Raw genomic sequence first — 16,622 nt, forward strand, 5'->3', positions numbered from 1 at the left:
CTGGCGCCGGGTTCACGAAGGCGTTCTCGGTCGGCCTGAAAGGGATCGGCGCGCTGGCCGGGGTGGCGGTTGGAGCCAACCTGTCCAGCGCCGCGGGCGCCGCCGCCGCCCTGGCCCCGGCGCTGGCGACCGCGGGCACCGCCGCGGGCGCCCTGAAGATTGGCCTCAGCGGGGTGGGCGAGGCGTTCAAGGCCGCGTTCGCCGACTCCTCCGCGGACGCGCAGGCCGCCGCGAGCGCGACCCGCGCGGTGGAGTCGGCGCAGCGGTCCCTCGCCGACGCTCAGCGCGGTGTCGCGGACGCGCGAGTGCAGGCCGCAGAGCGCATCAAGGACGCGCAGCGCGCCGTCGCCGACGCCGAGCGGAGCCTCACCCGCACCATCGAGGACGCCGCCCGGCGGCAGAAGGACGCGCAGCAGCAGGTACGGGACGCCGTCCGCGACCTCCGTGACGCCCAGACCGACGCCCGCGACGCACAGAAGGACCTGACAGAGGCGCGACGCGACGCCACCCGCGCGCTGCAGGACATGAACCAGCGGCTCGGCGAGTCGCGGCTCGACGAGCGCGAGGCCGTCCTCCGGCTGAAAGAGGCCGAGGAGGAACTGAAGAAGGCCCAGGCCAAGCCGGGCACCGACCCGGACGCCCTGGAGCGCCTTCAGATCGCCCACGAGCGGGCGAAGCTCAACCTCGCAGAGCAGCGCCGGGAGACGAACAGGCTGGAGAAGGACACGGCCCGCGCCAACAAGGCGGGGGTGTCCGGCTCGGAGCAGGTGGCCCGCGCGCAGGAGCGCATCTCCGACGCGCAGCGCGGTGTCGCGGACCGGGAGCGGGCGGTCGCCGAGGCGCGGGATGACGCCCGCCGTGCGGCCGTCGACGGTGCCCGGGACGTCGCCGACGCGCAGCGGTCTCTCGCGGACGCCGAGCGTGGTGTGGCGCAGGCCCGCGCGGACGGGCAGCGGCAGGTCGAGGACGCCCAGCGGGCGGTCGCCGACGCGGCCCGCGCGCTCGCGGACGCGCAGGCCGCTGCTGCGGCGCAGACGTCGGCGCTCGGCGAGGCGATGAGCAAGCTCGCGCCCAACGCGAAGGCGTTCGTGGGCGCCGTCGTCGGGCTGAAGCCCGCGTGGGACGGCCTGAGGCTGCCGGTGCAGAACCGCCTGTTCGCCGGGCTCGACACGACGGTCACGTCCCTGGCTCGCACCACCCTCCCGATCCTCGGGCAGCGGCTCACCGACACCGCGGGCATCTGGAACTCGATCGCGAAGTCCGCGGCCGACGCCATCACCGAGATGGCCAAGTCCGGGGCGCTGGACCGCGTACTCGCCGGCGCGAACCGCGGCTTCGCGCGGCTGGAGTCGGTCCCCGCCGACCTGATCAGTGCGTTCGCGACGCTGGCGCAGGCCGCGCAGCCCGCCTTCAACAAGCTGCTCGGGCAGTTCGCTGGCGCCGTGTCGTCGTTCACCGACGGGCTCGCGAAAGGCTTCGCGTCCGGTGGTCTACAGGACGCGATCAACGCCGCCTTCGCCGTCATCTCCCAGCTCGGCACGCTCGTCGCGAACGTCGCCGGGGCGTTCGGCCAGTTGTTCAAGGCCGCGGCAGATGCGGGCGGCGAGATCGTCGGCGTGCTCGGCAGCGTCTTCGGCGAGCTGAAGAAGATCCTGTCCGCGCCCGAAATCCAGGCGCAGCTACGGACCTTGTTCGGGGCGGTCGCGCAGATCGTCGGCGCGATCCTCCCCGTCGTCGGCGCCGTGGTCCGCGCGATCGTGCCGCTGCTCGCGGCCATCGCCCCGGCCATCGCGTCGATCGCGAAGGCCCTGGGTCCGGTGCTGTCGCAGCTCGCGACCGCCCTGGGCGCGGCTCTGCTGCCGATCGTCCGCGCGCTGATGCCGGTGGTCGAGCAGGTCGGCCTCGCCCTGGTGCAGGTCGTCGCTGCGATCACCCCGCTGTTGCAGCCGATCGCGCAGTTGATCACCGCGATCATCCGTGCCCTGGCGCCGGCTATCCGGCCGCTGCTCGACGTCATCGTCTCGATCGTCGGGGCGCTCGTCGGCCCGCTGACGACGGTCATCCGTGCGCTGATCCCCGCCGTCCGGCTCATCGGCCGCATCATCGCCCAGGTCTTCACCGCGCTGGAGCCTGTGCTGCGCCCGCTCGTGCGCCTCCTCGGCACGGTCGCCGGGCTGCTGGCGAACGCCTTCGCCGCCGGGGTGCGCGCGGTGCTGTCCGTGATCCGCCCGCTGATCCCCGTCGGGGTCGAGCTGGTGCGCACGGTCATCGCAGCGCTGGCGCCGATCCTGCCGCTCGTCGCCAACGCGATCACCACCATGGCGCGCGGCCTGGCCGGGCTGCTGCCGACGATCGTCGGGGTCGTTAAGGAGTTGGTCGGCGAGTTCGTGCCGATCCTCAACGACCTGATGCCGATCCTCGTGGACATCGCGAGGACGATCATCCGCGGCCTGGTCAAGGTGCTGCCCGCACTGGTCGACTCCTTCCTGCTGCTCGTGCGCCTCGCGCTGCGCCCGCTGCTGCCGCTGATCGGGCAGATCGCCCAGATCATGGTGAAGTTCAGCGGCGACCTGTGGCGCGCGCTGCTGCCCGCGCTCGGGGAACTGGTGAAGGCGGTCATCGACCTCCTGGTGGCCCTGCTGCCGATCCTGCCGCCGCTGATCAAGCTCATCGCCCTCGGGCTGCGGCTCGGGGTCGCCATCACGTCGAAGATCCTGCCGCCGCTCCTGAGGCTCGCGACGTTCATGATCACGTTCGCGGTGAAGGTCGTCGCGAAGGTCATCACGTGGCTGTCGCGGCTGACGGTGTGGCTGCGCAAGCATGTCGGCGGCGCCTTCAAGTGGCTGTACGAGAAGGTAGTGCGGCCGGTGTGGCGCGGCATCCGCAGCGCCATCAGTACCGCATGGGACGCGATCCGCAAGGTGTTCAGCGCCATGCAGGACCGCATCCGCGGTCCGTTCGCCGGCGCCTGGCGGTGGCTGCGCGACAAGGTCATCGGGCCGGTGTGGAACTGGATCAGTTCGAAGATCAGCCGCGTCTGGCGCGACGGCATCCGGCCCGCGTTCGACTCGATCAGGCGGGCCGTGGGCCGGGTTGGCGACGCCTTCCGCGACGCGAAGGACGCGATCGGCAAGGCCTGGGACAAGATCCGCGGGCTGACGAAGAAGCCCATCAACTGGGTCTTGAGGGTGGTCTGGAACGACGGCATCGTCAAAGTCTGGAAGAAGATCGCCGGGTGGATCCCGGGGGTGCCGGACCTGAAGAAGTTGCCGCTGCTCGCGAAGGGCGGGACGGTCCCGGCGGGGCCCGGCATCTTCAACAGACCCACGGCGATCGTCGGCGAGGGCAACCCGCGGCACCCGGAATTCGTCATTCCGACCGATCCGAAGTACCGGTCGCGGGCGCTGAATCTGTGGAACGCCGCGGGCGGTCAGCTCATGGAATCTGGCGGCATCATCGGCGACCTGGGCCGCCTCGTCGGCATCGGAACCAGCGGAACGTCGCGCGCCGCGAAGTTCATGTCGGACCCCGTCGGCAACTTGGGCAAGCTGCTCGACCCGCTCCTCAGGCCGCTCCGAAAGATGGACGACACGGCGTGGGGCGCGATGGTCGCGGGCCTTCCGCGGATGATCGTCGAAGGGCTGAAGGGCATAGTCGCCGGGGCCGGCGGCGGTGAGCGAGTCAGCGCGGCGCTGCGGTTCGCGCGGGCGCAGGTCGGCAAGCCGTACCTGTGGGGCGGCGTCGGCCCCAGCGGCTTCGACTGCACCGGCATCCTCTCGGCGATCCAGAACGTGATCCAGGGCCGCAACCCGTATCAGCGGGTCTTCTCGACGCACTCCTTCGCGGGCGGCAACGCCCCCGACGGGTGGGTTCGCGGCCTCCGGGCCCCGTACATGATCGGCATCACGCATGCCGGTGTCGGGCACGCGGGCGGCACGCTCAACGGCGTCAACGTCGAGTCCGCAGGCGGTGTGGGCGTGCGCATGGGCAAGAGCGCGCGCGGCGCGTTCAACCCGATGTTCTCCTCCTGGTACGGCTTCCGCCCGTCCATCGCTGCGAGCGCCACCGGGAAGTCCCCGGCTGCGGCGAAGGCTGCCGCGCGGGAGATGCTGGGCCGGTGGGGCTGGGGACAGAACCAATGGCCCTCCCTGGAACGGCTGTGGACCCGCGAATCCGGATGGCGCTGGAACGCCGACAACCCCACGTCCGACGCCTACGGCATCCCGCAGGCGCTCCCCGGCTCGAAGATGGCCAGCGCCGGCAAGGACTGGCGCACCAACCCCGTCACCCAGATCAGGTGGGGCCTCGGGTACATCAAGGGCCGCTACGGCAGCCCGGCCGGCGCCATGTCGTTCTGGAACCGGCACAACTGGTACGACAGCGGCGGTTACCTCGAGCCGGGTCTGACTATGGCGTACAACGGCACCGGCTCCCCGGAGGCGGTGCTTACCCCGCGGCAGACCGCCGCCCTGGAGGACGGCGTGCTCGCCGCGATGGGCGACCGGCCGAACGTCACCTACCAGATCAACGCCCGCACCGCGGACTTCAAGGTGCGGGACCTGGACCGGGTGACGCGGCAGAAGGAGACGGAGCTGCGCGTGGGGAGGGCAGGCTAGGTGCCGATCATCGTCGGCGGCGTTATCGAGCCGCCCCCCGCGGAGCCGCCGCCGCCAGTCGACCTGCCGGGCGTCGGGAAGGCGTCGGCGATCTACTACGACCCGACCGGGACGGCGTGGCCGCTCACGGACTACGACCGCGGGTGGCACACGCTGCCGCAGGTGGGCGGCCTCGGCGCGGTCGTGTACGAGCACACCATCGACCCGCAGCCCCGCGGCGGCGGCCGGCTGCGGCACTCCCAGCCGCAGGTGCGTGACGTGATCTGGCCGCTGCACGTCCGGGGTTCCGACCACATGGAGTTCGTCGACCGGTGGCGGGTACTCGCGCGGGCATTCACCCGCACACTCCGCGGCGAGGGCCCGGGGGTCCTGGAGATCGCGCGGCCGGACGGCACTCGCCGGCGGCTGCGGGTCACCTACCGGGAGGGCTGGGAAGGGCAAGCCGACCAGGGCTACGGCCGGCTCGCCGACAACGCCGTGCTGACGCTCATGGCAGAGGATCCGTACTGGTACGACCCCGAGCCGATCAGCGTCCACCGCGAGCACGCGACCGGCACCCCGTTCCTCAACCCGTTCCCCACGATCAGCTCGGGCCAGGTGCTCGGCGCGACGACGGTCACGAACCCGGGCGACGTAGTTGTCTGGCCGACCTGGGTCATCACCGGCCCGGCGTCGGGCGTGACGTTCACCAACACAGGGACGGGCGAGTCTTTCACCCTCGACCCCGACGCCGCCCCGATCAGCCACGGCAACCTCCTCGCGGGCGAGCAGGTGACGGTCAGGACCGACCCCATACAGGTCCGTTACCAGGACGGCACCAACTGGACGCCCACCCTGAACTGGCCGGACGCGCAGTTGTGGGGCCTGCAGCCCGGGGACAACCAGGTGACGTTCGCCCTCTCCGGCTCGGGCCCCGGCAGCGCCGTGGACTTGGTGTACAACCCGCGCTACGAGACCGCGTGAAGGGGGTGGCCCATGGCGGTCACCCTCCTCATTACCTCCAAGACGCTGCAGCCGCTGGGCGATCCGCTCGACGGCTGGAGCAACCTCGCCGCCGAGGTTCGGTTCAACGAGCCGGGCACCGGGACTGTGGACCTCCCGGCGTGGCCGGAGGTCGTGGAGCTGCTGCAGCCCGGCAACCGGCTGGTCGTCATCCGCGACGGTGCGATCTGGATGGCGGGGCCGCTGGAGGAGCCGCAGTCCGGCGAGTGGTCCGCGGACGGCGAGGCCGACCCGGGCGTGGTGAAGGCGGCGTTCTCCGACGACCTCGCCCGCGTCGCCGGGTACGTCACCTACCCCAACCCGGCAGCGACGTTCGAGTCCCAGACGACCGCTTCAGAGGCCACGCGGCAGATCACCGCAACGGGCGCGGGCAGCATCATCCGCACGTTGGTCGACGAGAACTGCGGGCCCGGCGCGCTGTCGGCCCGGCGCATCGAGCAGATGGTGTTGGACTCCGCGACGGGGATCGGCAGTAGTACGGCGATCACGACGAGGTTCGAGCCGCTGATCGACGCCTGCCGCACCGTGGCGTCCGGCGACGGGCTCGGCTTCCGTACCGTCCAGGTGGGCGATCAGATCCATTTCCAGGTGTACGAGCCCCAAGACCTGACGGCGACCGCCCGGTTCTCCCGCGACCTGGGGAACCTGCGGGCGTACAACTACACGCTCGCCGCCCCCACCGCCACGTCCCAGCTCGTCATCGGCGGCGACGAGGGATCCCGCGCGTTCGTGGAGGTCACCTCCGGCGCGCACGCGGACTGGTACCGCGTCGAGAAGGTCGTCGACCAGAGCGGCACGACGAACGCGAACGGCGAGCTGACGCAGGCTGGCGCGCTGGAGTTCGGCAACGACAACCCCACCGCGAGCCTGTCCACGGTCACCGTCGACACCGAAGACCTCCGTGCTGGTATCGACTTCGGCCTCGGCGACAAGGTCAGCGTCGTGCTGCCCACCGGCCTTGAGGTCGCCGACATCGTGCGCAGCATCCGCCTCGATGTCAGCCCCAACGAGGGCGAGCTGGTCACATCCGTCATCGGCACCGGTGACCAGACGACCGACACCCGCCTCGTCAAGCAGATCCGCACCCTCGCCCGTCGCCTCGGGCGCGTAGAGACCAGGAGGTGACGGGGTGGCGCAGACGTCCTTCCCCGAGAGCGACTACAACAGCGGCGCCCTGACGGAGGGCGAGTGGGAGCGCGTGGCATCCCGCTACACGGACGACGGTGTCGACGGCAACCCGTCGCAGAGCGCCGTCGTCACCGCGGGCGTCGGCCTGGCGGTGTCGATCGCCGCGGACCGACGCGGGCAGGTGCGCGGCTTCAACTGGGAGACCGACGGCACCGGCGACATCCTGGAGATCGCCGCGAACAGCTCCGGCTCCCCGCGGGTCGACTGGGTGTGCCTGCGGCTCGACCGCTCCACGTGGGAGGTGCGGGCGGTCGTCAAGCAGGGCACCCCGGGCTCCGGGTCGCCGTCACTTCTGCGGCAGGACTCGTCAGCCGGCGGCACGGTGTGGGAGGTGCCGCTCGCGCTCGTCTCGATCCCCAACGGGGCGTCCAGCGTCAGCGTCACCCGCTACGAGCAGTACATCGGGAGCCGGATCACGCCGTGCACCTCCAGCACCCGGCCGGTCCTGCCCCGCCGAGGCGACCAGATCCACGAGACGGACACCGGGCGATGGCTCGGCTGGGACGGCTCCGCCTGGCGGGTCCTCTACAACGACTCCGGGCCCGTCGTCGTCAACGGCAGCGCATCAGGCTGGTCGATCAACGTGGACACGGTGGTGGAGCACCGCAGCGGCAGCGCGCACCTGAGGCTCGGCGCGTTCACCCGCACCGGCGGCACGCTGTCGGGCGGCACCGACTCCCGCCTGCCCGTGTCCATCCCCAGCACCTACCGGCACCCCAACCGCGACATGCACGGGATCATCTACATCACAGGCAGCGGCGCGGGCGCCGGAAGGGTGACCGTGTACGCCAACAACAGCACCAACGGCCGGGCGGGCGAAATCTGGCTGACGAACCACCCAGGCGTACCACGCGACGAGAGCGTCACCGGCTCCACGATCTCCTGGGTGGTGAACTGACGTGGCACGACACCTGTTCGGCGGCGTCGCCGACTACGTCATCGCGCTCGGCACCGACGACGCCGCCACCCTCCAGCCCGGCGCATCGGTCACCTGCTGGAACGCCATCTCTGGGGGCAGCCAGCACACCGACCTGCTGACCGGGGTCGACTCCACGCCCATCGAGGGCGGAACGCTGACGGCCGACAGCAACGGCGCCGTGCCGGAGTTCTTCGGACCCGACGGCGTGACCGAGCTGTACTTCGACGCCAACGCCGGCGGCGGCCCGCGGCGGCGGGCAGTGGCGACGGACCTGGGCAGCGACATCAGCGGCGTGCGCGCCGACCTGGATGCGCACACGGCCGCACCGAATCCGCACGGCACCGAACTACTCGACCTCGATGACGTCTACGACCCGAGCATCGCGAACCTGATCGCCACCACGCCGTTCGCCATCGCCCACCGGGGCAGCGGCGGCGAGTTCCCCGAGCACACCCTCGCCGCCTACACTGCGGCGCTCGCCGCCGGCGCGAAGGCGATCGAGGTGTCCGTGCACCTGACCGCGGACGGCGTCCCGGTCTGCTTCCACGACACCACGCTCGACAGGGTCACCGATCACACGGGGCCGATCGCGGATTGGACGTATGCGGCGCTGCGCGAGCAGGTGCGCGTCACCCCGCAGGGCCTCCTCGGCGCCGGCTGGGCGGATCAGCCCATCCCGACCCTCGCCGAGGTGCTGGACGCCCTCTACGGCAGGTGCGTCATCTTCCTGGAGGCGAAGAGCAACCCGGCGATCGTGCCGCTGCGGGACTTCATGCTGGACCGCTACCCGGGCTGCACGCGCAGCGTCGTGTGGAAGGCGCACTACGGGCAGGGCGGCCTGGCGGACCGCGCGGGGGAGGGCTGGACGGTGTGGGCGTACATGGACGCCGGCACCCTGGACGCGGCGCTCGACGCGGTCGACGCCAGCGTCGACATGTGGGGCGTCCCCTACGGCATGACGGACACGCGCATCGGTGACGTCGTCGCTCGCGGCAAGCCGGTCATCTGCTGGGAAGTCCACCGCAACATGGAGATCACCCGGCTGACGGGCCTCGGCGTCGTTGGGCTGATGGAAGCCCAATGGGTGTACCTCAACAAGGGCCTCACGCTGGCGGCCGACCTGTTCGATGCTCAGGTCACGCAGCCTGGGACCCTCGGCATCGCCAACTACAGCGAGGACTACGCCCCGAAGTTCGACGGCGCCGGCGGCATGTATCTGAACAAGGTGCCCAACGACTCGATCCTGATGGGCGGGCACAAGGCACCCGCCGCCGACGGGTACGTGATCAGCTTCGCGATGAAGTGGGACACGGTGCCGGCCGCGTCGCAGCACTCCGGTGTCGCGTTCGGCAAGGCCAGCGACGACAAGTACCAGTTCTCGACCGCCAACGCCTCCGGCGGGTACCACGCGCTGATCCGCGGGAACGGCGACATCCAGCTCTACACGCACACCGCCGGGGTGACCACCGGCACGCAGCTCGGGACCCTCGCCACCGTCGCGCCCGTCGCAAGCACGCCCATGACGTTTGAGATCGAGGTGACCTCGACGCAGGTGATCCTGCGGCGCACGGACGTCGGCCCCTACGTGCTGACCGTCAACAACACGGCCTACCGCGGCCGGTACTGGCACGTCACGAACGGCTCGGTGACCACTCTCAGCAGCAAGCCGGTCTGGTCGAACATCTCCGTCGCCTGAGCGCCCCTGCACGTCCTTCGCCCCGCCACGTCGGGGCCATTCCCATGCCCAGGAGGCGCCATGGCGACCCCTCTGTCCGCCACCCAGATGAAGACGGTCCTGAAGCGCGAGGGCTGCGAAGTCATCGAGTACCGGTCGTGGGAGACCCACGAGCGGGACGCCGCGACCGGCCTGCACTTCGGCCCGGTGAACGGCGTGATGATCCACCACACGGTGACGTCGGGCACGGACGGGTCGGTGAGCCTCTGCTACAACGGCCGCTCCGACCTCCCGGGCCCGCTGTGCCACGCCGTCGCCGCGAAGGACGGCCGCATCTTCCTCGTCTCCAACGGCAGGTCGAACCACGCCGGCTCCGGTGACGACGACGTGCTGCGCGCGGTCATCGCCGAGTCCTACGGCTCCACGCCGCCGGCGCCCAACGAGCAGAACACGGACGGCAACGACCGCTTCTACGGCATCGAGTGCGTCAACCTCGGCAACGGGCGCGACCCGTGGCCGGAGGTACAGGTCGACGCGATGGCCCGCTGGGCGGCGGCGATCTGCCGGGCGCACGGCTGGTCGGAGAAGTCGGTGATCGGCCACAAGGAGTGGACGAACCAGAAGATCGACCCGCGGCCGTCGCCCGGCGGCGCGGACGTGTCGATGCCCGCGTTCCGTGCCCGTGTGAAGAAGCTGCTCGCCGCGAAGCCGGGAGACGACGTGCCGATCGTGACCAACCCCCAGGAGGACGACGTGCCGCAGACCGTAGGCCGCACCGACGACGGCCAGAAGACCCGCGCGCCGGGCGACTGGAAGGCGCTGTCGATCGACGGCGTCGACATCGTGAAGGGCGCGCAGGCGTACAGCGTGACCGTGCACCTGGCGCTGAAGGCGCCGGCCGGATCGACGCTGCAGGGCCGCTTCTACCACCACCGTCCGGACGGCTCGCGCTGGAAGGGCTCGATCATCGAGCGGCTCACGACCGCCGGCAGCAGCTTCGTCGACTTCCACCACGACGGCGACATCAAGAGCGCCGAGTCGCTGCGCTTCGAGCTGGCGTACTTCCCCGCGAAGTCCGGCGACACCGCCGAGGCGGTCATCACCCGCAGCCGCGTCCGCGGCCTGTACTGGAAGGCGTGACGTGGTCGCGATCGACTACGACCTGGAGTTCCTGGAGGACGGCCGCACCATCGACCTGATCTCGATCGGGATGGTCGCCGACGACGGGCGCGAGTACTACGCGGTGAGCAGCGATGCGCCGTGGGATGAGATCAAGAAGAGTGACTGGCTCGTCCGGAACGTCCTGCCGTCGCTGCCTCTCGTGAGTCGGTCGGCTCTGGACGGCTACCTCAAGATCCCGCAGAACAGCCACCCGAAGCCGTCCCTACAGTACGTCGCCGTCAACACCAGGGATACGCAGGTCAAGCCGCAGTGGGTGATCGCCAACGAGGTACGCGACTTCATCCAGGCGACCGACGACGCCGAGCTGTGGGCGAACTACGGCGCCTACGACCACGTGTGCCTCGCCCAGCTCTGGGGCCCGATGGTGGCGCTCCCCAGCGGGGTGCCGATGTTCACCAACGACATTCAGCAGGAGGCCCGCAGGCAGGGCCTGTCCTGGGATGACCTGCCGAAGCAGGAGTCCGGGGAGCACAACGCGCTCGCCGACGCCCTCCATAACCAGACCGTCCGGCGCTGGCTCGCCGAACGCGCACAGAAGTGAGACACCCATGAAGATCAGCGGCATCGTCAAGTCGCTCCTCGCCGGCGTCGCCGCCGGCTCTGCCGCGGCCATCACAGCCGTGCAGGACAACGCGCTCACCACCGGCGAGGGCGTGACCATCGCGCTCGCGGTCCTCGGCGCCTGGGGCATCGTCTACGCCGTGCCCAACAAGCAGTCCGCGCCCGGCGCCTGACCCTGGGGGTGAACGGTGGATGAGCCGACCAACGGCGAGCTGGGGCGGCTCATCCAAGCCCTCCGCAGCGATGTTCGCGACGACCTCGGGCAGATCAACGCCCGCCTCGACCGGGTCGTCCCGATGGACGTCTACACGGTCGAGAAGACGACGATCACCGACCGGGTCACCGCGCTGGAACAGGCCCGCGAGAAGGACGCCACCCGCATCACCGCGACGCGCCGGTGGGTCATCGGCACCGTCATCACCGTGGTGGCGGTCCTCCTGCCGTACCTGGGGACCGTCGTGAGGGGAGCCGGAGCGTGAAGCACAAGCAGCGCCGCCGCACCCTCGCCGGAGACGCCGCCGCCGTCGGGGCCGCGCTGCTCGCCGGCGCCGCGATCGTCACCGTGCAGCAGCTCGCCGACGACCTCCACGACGCCAACAAGGCGCGCGACGCCCTGGCGCAGCAGGTGGAACGCCTCGGCGGCGATCCGGTGGCCGGCCCGCCCGGATCCCGCGGCGAGCCGGGCGACTCTGTCACCGGTCCGCGGGGACCTCAAGGCGAACAGGGGGAGCCTGGCCGCGACGCCCCCACCCCGTCGCCGAGCCCAGGGCCCCGAGGAGCGAAGGGCGAGCCCGGCGAGGACTCCACCGTCCCCGGCCCCGCGGGCAGCCCCGGCGCTGACGGCGCGGCGGGTGCCGACAGCACGATGCCGGGGCCGCAGGGTCCCGCCGGGCCGCCTGGCGCCGCTGGCGCCGACGGGAAGGACGGCAAGGACGGTGCCGTTGGCGAGCGCGGGCCCGCCGGACCGCCACCCTCGTCGTGGACGTTCACGCACGGCGGCGTCACCTACACCTGCACGCCGACCGCGGACGGCTCCACCCAGTACACGTGCGCGGCCGACGGGCCGCCCCCCGACGACAACCCGGGCGGCGGGAACGGGCCGCTCGCCCTGGCGCTCGACCCGAACCGACGGCAGTACTCGTGACAGAAGCCCCGCCGCCCTTCCCGGGTGGCGGGGCTTCTTCGTGTGCGCGGTCAGTGGGCGCTGCAGAAGCAGAACGAACTCCCGCACGGGTAGCAGCGCGGCCTCCCGTTGCAGCGGTTGCAGCGTTTCGATGTCTCTGCGCAGTACACCGGCTCGGTGTGCTCCTTGACCGCTGCCTCGTCCGTCTCGTCGTACTCGGTGCGGCAGATGGTGCATGTCGTCATGGCGGGAGTGTGGCATGGGACCCGGCGGGCGTGTCGAGAAACGACCGTCTGGCGACGTTGGTCACCCCAACTGCGTTCCCCCAGCGCAGAAGTGACGAGAACCCGTGTCCTCAACTACGTCTCGCAAAGGGTTCGGAATCGCTACACTAGAGCCATGAGAATCGGATACGGGCGCGTCTCCACGCGCGACCAGAACCCCGACGCACAGGAGGACGCACTCACGGCAGCCGGCTGCGACCCCGTCTTCGTCGACAAGGCATCCGGCACACTCGCGTCACGCCCCGAACTCGACAAGGCGCTCATCGCTGCGCGTGATGGCGACGAGTTCGTCATCACGAAGCTGGACCGGCTCGGCCGCTCCCTGAAGAACCTCATCGAGCTGTCCGAGCAACTGGACAAGAAGGGCGCCGCCCTCGTCGTCCTCAGCCAGGGCATCGACACCAGCACCCCGGCCGGACGGATGTTCTTCCACATCCTCGGCGCCATCGCCGAGTTCGAGCGGTCCCTCATCGTCGAACGCACCCGCGACGGGCTCGAAGCCGCGCGTGCCCGCGGACGGAAGGGCGGACGGAAGGCGGCCCTCAAGCCCCGCCAAGTGCAGCTCGCCCAGGAGATGTACGACGAACTCGGCGACGACGGCAAGCGGAAGCACACCGTGCAGGACATCGCCACCGAACTCGGCGTCGCCCGCACCACCATCTACCGCTACCTGGAGCGCGGGTGACCGCACCCCTCCCGCCGTCGACGGCCCGACCTGGGGCCTACCAGCGTGGCGGGGCAGAGGCCCCCGGAGACGCGAACGCCCCCTCCCGGAGGAGGGGGCGTCGTGCTGTGCGGGGATCAGAGGGCCTTCTCGGCGGCCTGCCGCAGCCATGCGGCACGCGAGAGCCCAGCCTTGGCGGCGGCAGCATCGACCCTCTTGAGGAGGTCGGGCTGATAGGACACGCTGATCGCCGGGCCGATGGCGGGACGGCCGCCCTTAGGGCCCGACTCCTCCGGCAGGTCGGGCCACAGGCGCTGCAGGGCTTCCTCTGCGACCTCGGCGTTATCGTCGTGCCCCTCGGCGGACCTGACAAGCCACGCTTTCGCCTGGTCGTCGGTCAGCCACTCGTACCGGTCGGGTCCGTCGTACTCCGGCCTTTGGTCCTCGTGGAGGACCCAGCGCCCTCCCTCGGTGAGCATCAAGTAGGCCCGGTTGATCTGCATGCCCGAGCAGACTCCGATGCGGCTTCCCATGCCTTCTTCCCACCGGGTGGACTCGGGGATCTTCTCGCGGACGCTGTCGTCGTCGAACCAGTCCGTCTTCCCGTTGGCGCGTACAGTTCTGCGCGTCATGGGGTGCCTTCCTATCTGTGGTGGCGCGGGGTCAGAGGGCGGCGACCGCGGTGCGGACGCCGGTGAAAATGTGGTCGGCCAGGTCATCCAAGGCGGTGCGACGGAGGGTGCTGTAGCCCCACTGGATGTGCAGCTTGTTGTCGGCGGCGTCGAAGTACAGCTTGTCGACGGCGCCCATCAGGCGGCGGGCCTCGCTGTTGGAGATGTGCTCGCCGCCGAGGGAGGCGCTGGAGATGTTGCCGGTGTTGTAGCGGTGGATCTCCAGCCCGGCGAACTGCTGCCAGTCGAGGTAGACGCGGTGCTTGCCGTAGCGGGCCCACTCGTTGCCGCCGATGGCGGTCATGGTCTCGACGGAGTAGACGATGGGGCGGGGGGTGTCGAGGGAGAGGCGGTAGTCGAGGCTGGCTTCGTCGATGACCCACCGGCCGCTGACCTTGGCCGCCTCGACGACGCCGCGTCGGCACCAGGTGCGGATGGTGGCGGCGGTGCGGCGGGCCTTGGTGGCTGCGGCGGTGGTGTTCATGGACCCTCCCCGGGTTTCCGATATGGATAACCTACGCCGCGTGGCGGGGGTAGTCAATATGGAAAACCCAGTCTGGTCATGATTCTTCCGGGCTCAGCCGCACCGCCCCCTACTCAGCCACCCGCATCGCCCCCGGGTCCCACAGGTACGTGCGGCAGTGCGCCCCGAGCTGCCCGCCGAGGTCCGCGACGGGCAGCCGGATCGTCGTCTGCACGGTGATCATTCCGGAGGGCCAGTCGTGCCGCGCCATCACCTCGGCATCCCTCCATTCGCCGTCCACGCGCACCTGGAGGCGCGGCACCCCGCGGGCGGGGTAGACGGTCACCCGCGGCGGGCGGCCCATGTCGGCGCGCCACGGCGGGACTTCGACGGCGTCGTGCGGGGTCGGTTCGTCCGGGGTGGCAGGATCAGGGGAATCGGGCACGCGTTCGATTCTAGGGCTGGGGCGGGTCTTCGCCCCCAGGTCGTTCCGGGAGTTCGGCGCCGGGCCGACGCACGTACCACTCCCACAGGGCCCGGGTGATGGCGGACCGGTCGGAGCCTGCGGCGCGCGCTGCGGCGTCGAGGTCGTTCCACAGGTCGCTGTCGACGCCTCGAATGCCTCGGAGGGGGTGCTTGTGCGCGTTGGCCATGAGGGAATCTTCGCAAGGTGGTTGACCACCCGTCAAGGGCGTGCCATATTGGAGGTGGATAACCACCCTGGAACTGGGGAGAAGGCGTGAATCGTATAGTCATCGACCAGACGAAGATCCGGATCAGTGACGAGATCACCGTCAAGCCCGGATCTGAGTTCCCCCGCCCGCTGTGGTGGTGGCAGCGCTGGACCCCCGTCTGGCTTGACGTCTCGGAGAACGCCGACGGACACCTGGTGTTCGAGGCGAACGGAAAGCGCGCCGACGGGAAGGTCTTCGAGGTAACGCCCCAACTGCGACGTAACGCCCTACGGGGCGCTCGTAGGTGGATGGCCGACTTGAGGTATCTCGACTTCTCTGACGCGCTCGTCGCTGATCTCGACTGATCCAAGCCCCGCCCCGGGCGGGGGCCGTGTTGCGCAACACCGAGAGGGGACTGACCATCATGCGAAGCATGGACCGTATCCGCCGCGAGACGATCGAGCAGTACGGAGACGCGCCCGCCACGCCCACGGAGGCGCTGGCGCACGTTCTGGCGCTCTTCGCCGACGAGCCGAACAGCCGCCTCATGGTGGAGGCTACGAGCGGCATCTACGGCCAGGGTGTGCGCACCGGCCTCACCATGGGCGACCTCCGCGCGCTGCACGCCCAGCTTTCCGTCGACTGAAACCGCGCGCCTACCCCAGCCCCCGCTCTCCGCGGGGGCTGTGTCACGCCGCCTCGACGACCTCCGCGCGCTCCGCCGCGAGCCACTCCGCCCACAGCCCCGGCAGCACCTCACGCCGCGGATCCAGCCGCACCCGCAGCGCCTCCGGCAGCGTCAGCCACGCGTCGATGTCCCGCTGCACCAGGGCAGCGGGGCGCGGCGGGGCGGGTGACGGCGACATGTCAGACAGGTTACGACCCGGCAGTGTCAGCCGGCGGGGGCTCGATCACGTAGGTGCCCTTCGCCGCCAGCGTCGCCACCAGCCCGCGGTCCCGCAGCTCGCGCACCGCACGCCGGGCCGTGCCGATGCTCACCTAGTAGATGTCCGTCATCTCCCGCTCCCCGGGCAGCCGCGCGCCCACCGGCAGCCGCCCCGACCGGATGTCAGCCTCGATCCGGTCGGCGAGCTTCTCGTAGTCGTACCGCGGCAGACCGCTCATGATCACAGCCTGACGCTGGCCACCGCACCCGGCATCTGGGGAACGCGTCCCACCGCGGTGGGACGCAGTAGGACGCAGGGGGACGCAGTTGGCGGTACCGTGTCGGCAGGAAGAACCCCCGCGACCGCGGTAACGGTCCGGGGGCGTGGACTCTCTGAGTGGAGCAGGAGCCATGAACCAGGCTAACGGCGGCGCCCCAACCCCCGACAGCGACCGGCTGCCCGAACCCCGCCCCGCGCCGCGGAAACGCGGGACGCGATGCGCCTGCGGGGCGACACGGAACCTCCGGCCCCTCGGCCAGTGGGGCGTTATCTGCCCGCCGTGCCGCCGCGACCGCGGGACGCACACGCAGGGGGTGCGGCCGTGAGGTACTGCACGCACTGCGGCCGGCCCGGCACCAAGGAGCACCCGGTGGAGTCCGTCGGCGAGGCTGGCGAATCCGGCGGCGGATCCATGGTCTACGCGCACCCCGACT

Annotated in this window: 21 protein-coding genes; 13 read left to right on the forward strand and 8 right to left on the reverse strand. The window is 70.8% G+C overall.

Going from position 1 to position 16,622, the window contains the following annotated elements; all coding sequences use genetic code 11:
• The first annotated feature begins 62 nt into the window (after nt 1-62).
• Genes LG396_RS12435 through LG396_RS12480 form a run of 10 tightly spaced genes read left to right on the forward strand, consistent with a single transcriptional unit; the run spans nt 63 to nt 12,287 of the window.
• Nucleotides 63-4,616, forward strand: coding sequence for an aggregation-promoting factor C-terminal-like domain-containing protein (locus LG396_RS12435; protein ID WP_225794797.1), 4,554 nt, complete (start codon nt 63-65; stop codon nt 4,614-4,616).
• A complete protein-coding gene (locus LG396_RS12440; protein WP_225794798.1) occupies nt 4,617-5,579 on the forward strand; it encodes a phage tail family protein in 963 nt (320 codons plus the stop codon). It abuts the gene before it with no gap.
• A gap of 12 nt (nt 5,580-5,591) precedes the next feature.
• A complete protein-coding gene (locus tag LG396_RS12445; protein ID WP_225794799.1) occupies nt 5,592-6,743 on the forward strand; it encodes a siphovirus ReqiPepy6 Gp37-like family protein in 1,152 nt (383 codons plus the stop codon).
• A gap of 4 nt (nt 6,744-6,747) precedes the next feature.
• Complete coding sequence (locus tag LG396_RS12450) at nt 6,748-7,704, forward strand: hypothetical protein (protein ID WP_225794800.1); 957 nt, start codon at nt 6,748-6,750, stop codon at nt 7,702-7,704.
• 1 nt (nt 7,705) lies between these two features.
• A complete protein-coding gene (locus tag LG396_RS12455) occupies nt 7,706-9,421 on the forward strand; it encodes a glycerophosphodiester phosphodiesterase (RefSeq protein ID WP_225794801.1) in 1,716 nt (571 codons plus the stop codon).
• 60 nt (nt 9,422-9,481) lie between these two features.
• Nucleotides 9,482-10,540 carry a peptidoglycan recognition protein family protein gene (locus tag LG396_RS12460; protein WP_225794802.1) on the forward strand — a complete coding sequence of 353 codons (1,059 nt, stop codon included), beginning with the start codon at nt 9,482-9,484 and terminating at the stop codon, nt 10,538-10,540.
• Between the two features lies 1 nt (nt 10,541).
• On the forward strand, nt 10,542-11,123 hold the full coding sequence (locus tag LG396_RS12465) for a 3'-5' exoribonuclease domain-containing protein (protein WP_225794803.1): 582 nt from the start codon (nt 10,542-10,544) through the stop codon (nt 11,121-11,123).
• 7 nt (nt 11,124-11,130) lie between these two features.
• Nucleotides 11,131-11,316, forward strand: coding sequence for a hypothetical protein (locus LG396_RS12470; protein WP_225794804.1), 186 nt, complete (start codon nt 11,131-11,133; stop codon nt 11,314-11,316).
• Between the two features lie 15 nt (nt 11,317-11,331).
• A complete protein-coding gene (locus LG396_RS12475; protein WP_225794805.1) occupies nt 11,332-11,622 on the forward strand; it encodes a hypothetical protein in 291 nt (96 codons plus the stop codon).
• A complete protein-coding gene (locus tag LG396_RS12480) occupies nt 11,619-12,287 on the forward strand; it encodes a collagen-like domain-containing protein (protein WP_225794806.1) in 669 nt (222 codons plus the stop codon). The genes LG396_RS12475 and LG396_RS12480 overlap by 4 nt, the downstream gene beginning before the upstream one ends.
• Before the next feature lie 50 nt (nt 12,288-12,337).
• Here the strand turns inward: LG396_RS12480 and LG396_RS12485 are convergent, their stop codons facing one another.
• Entirely contained in the window at nt 12,338-12,511 is a 174-nt protein-coding gene (locus LG396_RS12485; RefSeq protein ID WP_225794807.1) for a hypothetical protein, read from the reverse strand.
• 154 nt (nt 12,512-12,665) lie between these two features.
• On the opposite strand from LG396_RS12485, the gene LG396_RS12490 reads away from it, so the two are divergent.
• Nucleotides 12,666-13,235, forward strand: a complete 570-nt coding sequence (locus LG396_RS12490) for a recombinase family protein (RefSeq protein WP_225794808.1) — start codon at nt 12,666-12,668, stop codon at nt 13,233-13,235.
• Between the two features lie 116 nt (nt 13,236-13,351).
• Here the strand turns inward: LG396_RS12490 and LG396_RS12495 are convergent, their stop codons facing one another.
• From LG396_RS12495 to LG396_RS12510, 4 genes are all read right to left on the reverse strand, one after another.
• Nucleotides 13,352-13,846: a ribbon-helix-helix domain-containing protein gene (locus tag LG396_RS12495; RefSeq protein WP_225794809.1), complete on the reverse strand. Its 495-nt coding sequence runs from the start codon at nt 13,844-13,846 to the stop codon at nt 13,352-13,354.
• A gap of 31 nt (nt 13,847-13,877) precedes the next feature.
• Nucleotides 13,878-14,369: a hypothetical protein gene (locus LG396_RS12500; protein ID WP_225794810.1), complete on the reverse strand. Its 492-nt coding sequence runs from the start codon at nt 14,367-14,369 to the stop codon at nt 13,878-13,880.
• Nucleotides 14,370-14,478: 109 nt separating this feature from the next.
• The gene (locus LG396_RS12505; RefSeq protein ID WP_225794811.1) at nt 14,479-14,793 is read right to left on the reverse strand and encodes a hypothetical protein; all 315 of its coding nucleotides are present in this window, start codon (nt 14,791-14,793) and stop codon (nt 14,479-14,481) included.
• A gap of 10 nt (nt 14,794-14,803) precedes the next feature.
• Nucleotides 14,804-15,001 carry a hypothetical protein gene (locus tag LG396_RS12510; RefSeq protein ID WP_225794812.1) on the reverse strand — a complete coding sequence of 66 codons (198 nt, stop codon included), beginning with the start codon at nt 14,999-15,001 and terminating at the stop codon, nt 14,804-14,806.
• A gap of 86 nt (nt 15,002-15,087) precedes the next feature.
• On the opposite strand from LG396_RS12510, the gene LG396_RS12515 reads away from it, so the two are divergent.
• Together LG396_RS12515 and LG396_RS12520 are read left to right on the forward strand one after the other, a co-directional pair.
• Nucleotides 15,088-15,387, forward strand: coding sequence for a hypothetical protein (locus tag LG396_RS12515; RefSeq protein ID WP_225794813.1), 300 nt, complete (start codon nt 15,088-15,090; stop codon nt 15,385-15,387).
• Nucleotides 15,388-15,455: 68 nt separating this feature from the next.
• The gene (locus LG396_RS12520) at nt 15,456-15,668 is read left to right on the forward strand and encodes a hypothetical protein (RefSeq protein ID WP_225794814.1); all 213 of its coding nucleotides are present in this window, start codon (nt 15,456-15,458) and stop codon (nt 15,666-15,668) included.
• Nucleotides 15,669-15,711: 43 nt separating this feature from the next.
• Here LG396_RS12520 and LG396_RS12525 read toward each other — a convergent pair whose 3' ends face one another.
• Genes LG396_RS12525 through LG396_RS39675 form a run of 3 tightly spaced genes read right to left on the reverse strand, consistent with a single transcriptional unit; the run spans nt 15,712 to nt 16,147 of the window.
• Nucleotides 15,712-15,888 (reverse strand): hypothetical protein, encoded by a 177-nt coding sequence (locus LG396_RS12525; RefSeq protein WP_225794815.1) that lies wholly within the window; start codon nt 15,886-15,888, stop codon nt 15,712-15,714.
• Nucleotides 15,889-15,898: 10 nt separating this feature from the next.
• A complete protein-coding gene (locus tag LG396_RS39670) occupies nt 15,899-16,021 on the reverse strand; it encodes a hypothetical protein (protein WP_308190094.1) in 123 nt (40 codons plus the stop codon).
• Complete coding sequence (locus tag LG396_RS39675) at nt 16,022-16,147, reverse strand: GntR family transcriptional regulator (protein ID WP_308190095.1); 126 nt, start codon at nt 16,145-16,147, stop codon at nt 16,022-16,024.
• Nucleotides 16,148-16,622 lie beyond the last annotated feature (475 nt).

The organism is Streptomyces aculeolatus, assembly GCF_020400605.1.
GTDB lineage: Bacteria > Actinomycetota > Actinomycetes > Streptomycetales > Streptomycetaceae > Streptomyces > Streptomyces aculeolatus.

Coding starts and splice junctions, on each gene's coding strand:
- LG396_RS12445 (WP_225794799.1), top strand. CDS start 5,592: ATGGCGGTCACCCTCCTCATTACCTCCAAGACGCTGCAGCCGCTGGGC.
- LG396_RS12525 (WP_225794815.1), bottom strand. CDS start 15,888: ATGTCGCCGTCACCCGCCCCGCCGCGCCCCGCTGCCCTGGTGCAGCGG.
- LG396_RS12460 (WP_225794802.1), top strand. CDS start 9,482: ATGGCGACCCCTCTGTCCGCCACCCAGATGAAGACGGTCCTGAAGCGC.
- LG396_RS12500 (WP_225794810.1), bottom strand. CDS start 14,369: ATGAACACCACCGCCGCAGCCACCAAGGCCCGCCGCACCGCCGCCACC.
- LG396_RS12470 (WP_225794804.1), top strand. CDS start 11,131: ATGAAGATCAGCGGCATCGTCAAGTCGCTCCTCGCCGGCGTCGCCGCC.
- LG396_RS12510 (WP_225794812.1), bottom strand. CDS start 15,001: ATGGCCAACGCGCACAAGCACCCCCTCCGAGGCATTCGAGGCGTCGAC.
- LG396_RS39675 (WP_308190095.1), bottom strand. CDS start 16,147: ATGAGCGGTCTGCCGCGGTACGACTACGAGAAGCTCGCCGACCGGATC.
- LG396_RS12495 (WP_225794809.1), bottom strand. CDS start 13,846: ATGACGCGCAGAACTGTACGCGCCAACGGGAAGACGGACTGGTTCGAC.
- LG396_RS12490 (WP_225794808.1), top strand. CDS start 12,666: ATGAGAATCGGATACGGGCGCGTCTCCACGCGCGACCAGAACCCCGAC.
- LG396_RS12485 (WP_225794807.1), bottom strand. CDS start 12,511: ATGACGACATGCACCATCTGCCGCACCGAGTACGACGAGACGGACGAG.
- LG396_RS12520 (WP_225794814.1), top strand. CDS start 15,456: ATGGACCGTATCCGCCGCGAGACGATCGAGCAGTACGGAGACGCGCCC.